Source organism: uncultured Campylobacter sp., assembly GCF_938045225.1.
Classification (GTDB): domain Bacteria; phylum Campylobacterota; class Campylobacteria; order Campylobacterales; family Campylobacteraceae; genus Campylobacter_A.
The window spans coordinates 1-3,538 of the sequence record NZ_CALINL010000277.1 but is presented as its reverse complement, the minus strand read 5'-3'; the positions used below and the strand labels follow the sequence as shown (position 1 = coordinate 3,538).

The following is a 3,538-nucleotide window of genomic DNA, read 5'->3' as shown; positions in this document are numbered from 1 at the left end:
CACATACCCTTATCTACTCTGGTTAGACTCTTTGAGTCGTTAAAGGAGCTTATGAATTTATCCATATTGTCTTTGCTTAGTAGATTGATGCCGTATTTTTTATCTTTGCTTATTATACTATCTAAAATTTGGCTGTTTGCACTATTATCATCGATATAGATCTCATATACATTATTTAGCGTTTGGCTATTCTTTTCATCTTTTACGTTAAGCGTCTTACTTAGTTTATCGTCCTCATATATCTTTATATCTTGTGCTTGATCTATATTTTTGTTTATGTAGTAGTATCCGTCTTTTATGTTTTTACTCTCTTCTTTGCTTTTATTTACTAAGACGTCATCGTGTCTTAGGCTAGCTTTAAATACCTTTTCTTTTATACCATGCTCAAATTCATATATGGTTACTCTATCGTCTTTAAATTTAATATATAGAGGTATCTTTATATCCACCCTCATATGAGTCTTACCGTAGTTTGTATTAAACTGAAATTTAACTTCCTTGGTATCTTTGGACTTATCGTTTTGTTGTTTGTCTTTGTTTTCTTTGTCTTTAAGAGCGGCAAAGAATATTATAGAGTGTCCTCCTTGTTTTAGTTTTGCTAGGTCGTCTTTGGTTACTACCTTTGATATTTGGATCGTTATCTCTTTGCCTTTTATTAGACCCTCTTCTTTGTTTGATTCATTATCTTGCCCTTCGCTACTTTGTTTGTCTTTTTTATTCTTTAGGGGTATGACGTCTTTAGGATTTGATTTAGATACTTCGTTATACTCTACGGTTTTTATTACCTTATATCCCCATACTACCTCTTTATACTTTTTGTTATCGTTTCCTTGCTCGTCTTTTTCTTCTTGTTTGTATATGGCTTTTAAAGTTATGTCTTCATTTGTTTTAAACGGATATTCGTTATCCGAGATAACGTTTATTATATTATTAGTTATATCCCTTAAAGAGGTTTTTCTTAGGTAGCAAAAGCTTTGATCGTTTTTATCTTTATAGCTTAGAGATATTACTGCGGTATCTGAGCGTTTATGTATATCTTTGGTAGTATGGGTTTTACTTAGGTTGTTTGAATATATTATGAGCTTGGTATCTTTTTTGTTATCCGTATCTATAGGTATATTAAACGTAGCCGTATATGAGTTTTTAAATAAGGAGTCTTGGTTTTTTACCAAAGACGAGCTTTGGTATGCCGTTTTATTAGAGCAGTTATGAAGATATACCTTATCTATATCGGTAGCTTCTCCGTTTTCGTTTTCGATGATTAGATCTTGCAGGGTAAGGGTAAAGTTTGAGCTTGAGTAAGAAGTAGGCACGGCTTCGTTTCCGTAGGCAAGAAGAAGCTTCATATCAAACATACTTGAAGCCTTATCGTCTCTAAGGGTAAAGTTGTTTTCTTTAGCGAAATTTAAAAGGGTGAAATTTAGATAGGGCGTGGTTTGATTTGAGGCTGAATTTGAGTCGTTAGAACCTGGGTTGCCGCTTTGTTTAAAGCAGCTCATCTCTATCATGCCATCTTTTAGCTTATACTCTATCTCTTCTTCATCCTTTTCATCCCTTCTAATAGATGTAAAATGCGGGTTTTTCGGTTTGGTTTTATCGTTTGAAGAATTTTCGTCTTCTTGATTGCTTGCTTCGCTTTTGTTTTCGTTATCTCCGCTATCTTCGCCTCGGTAAAGAGTTACCGTATCGCTTGAAGCGAATTTACCCGTAAAAGGATCAAGGGACTTGCTGCTTGTTTTAGCGTTTTTAAATTTTATCTCTTCGGTAGTAGAGACGCTTGGACTTTGGGCGGTATGATCGGTATTTAAGTTTTCATAGGGATTAAATATAAAATCCGTAAGTAGTAGCTCGCATAAATTTACCTTGCCGTAGTTAGCTCTGCTTGGATTTAGCTCTTTTGGATTTAGCTCGCTACAATCAAACGGGGTTTGGCTAGCTAGCACTATGGTAAAGTTGCTCTTTTTAGGTTGGAAAATCTTAATAGGAGTAGCGGTTTTAATAGGGCAAAGTATGAGTATATTTTCTTGTTTATATAGCTCTTCCTCTCTTTTTCTTAAGAGCTTGTTTATCCTTGAAGCGTTAGACCCGGCTGCTAGGGTTAGGTTTATGCAGTAGATGTTTTCTAGGCTAAAGGTTTTAGAGGTATGAGGGCTTAAGAGAGAATTTAGCTTGTCCGCAAAAGGCTTAAACAGCGCTTCTTGTTTTGAAGCGGCGGATGCGTCGCCCGGTTCTGCGCCGGATTTGCTTAAGCCCGGATCTTGTTTTTCCGAGCTTAAGTTTTTATTTAAGGAGCTATTATTTAAATTAGGCGCGACGCTACCGGCCGTATTTGGCTTTAATTTATTTATCTCGTAGGTTTTTATAAACTCTAAGCAGGTGTTTTCTTGCGCGCTTTCTTCGTCTTTTTGGTCTTTTTCGTAGTATTTTATCTTTGTTACGTTTAGATGGCTAAATACGTCTATACACTCTCTAAATCCGATATGCTCCGTACCGACCGAGGTTAAATTTGAAGCGCTAAAGCCGGTTTGGTTGCCTAAAGAAGAATATAGGTTGTTTAAATTTTCATTATATGCGTCATGCTCGAAAAGACCGAATCCGGTTGAAATCCCCTCTCTTATTTTATCGAATTTATCGTCCCTTTTTCCGTCAAAGCTTTCATAAGCTAGCCAGTACCAAGCTCTAAAACGGCTTTTAGTCTTGACGTAAGTTACCAAAGACGCATTTAGTTCTTTTTTATCGCTAAGATAAAGAAGCGCCAAAAGAGCTACGTGTTCTTTGCTAGGAGTTATTGATTGCCCGCTAGTTTGGTTAGAGGCGGCAAGCGCGACTTCTCCTAATTTTTCAAGAGGAGAACCGCTTAGCTTTTTATTTATCTCCTGGACGAGGGGTTTTAGCTTTTGTTCAAGGATAAAGCATTTTTGATCCTCGGAGGTAAACTTAAACTCCGGCAAAGAGTTTTTGGTTTCAGCGGTATTGGGATTCGAGCTTGACGTCTGTTGATTGGCCTGAGATTTTGAAGCCTTTTTTGAGTCCTCTGCGGCTTTATTTATATTTTCATAAAGCAAGGCGGCGTTTTCCGATCCAGATTTTGTTTCGTCCGGCTTAAAGTCTGCTATGGCTTTTTTTACCGCATCGATAAGCTCTTTGTTTTTCTCTTTACCGTAAATTTGATCGCATATCGTATCGATATCGTCTTTTAGACTAAAGCCGTAGCCTATAAACGGTTTGTCCTTTAGAAAAAAGATGTTATTCGTATCAACAGGGTCTTCGTATCGTAGTTTTATAAGCTCTATTAAATCTTCTTTGAAATTCGTATGGTTTCTAGGAGTTATAGGCACGAAGCATCCCTTATTGCTTTTTAGCGTATTTTATCGCAAACCTAAAGAATATTCAATAATGCGCCTTAAAATAGTATTAGTTAAGGCGATATATACGGTAAAATAAACAACCTATACAATGGGGAATTTTGTGGGGTAGGCCGTATAGCCATTTTAATTACTAATCTTGGCTTTAAAAACGTATCCGAATATAAGCTAGA

1 protein-coding gene is annotated in these 3,538 nt (G+C 36.4%); it reads right to left on the bottom strand.

Going from position 1 to position 3,538, the window contains the following annotated elements; all coding sequences use genetic code 11:
* A partial coding sequence (locus Q0200_RS09980) for a hypothetical protein (protein ID WP_297940830.1) occupies window positions 1-3,338 on the bottom strand: 3,338 nt, incomplete at its 3' end.
* Window positions 3,339-3,538: the final 200 nt, after the last annotated feature.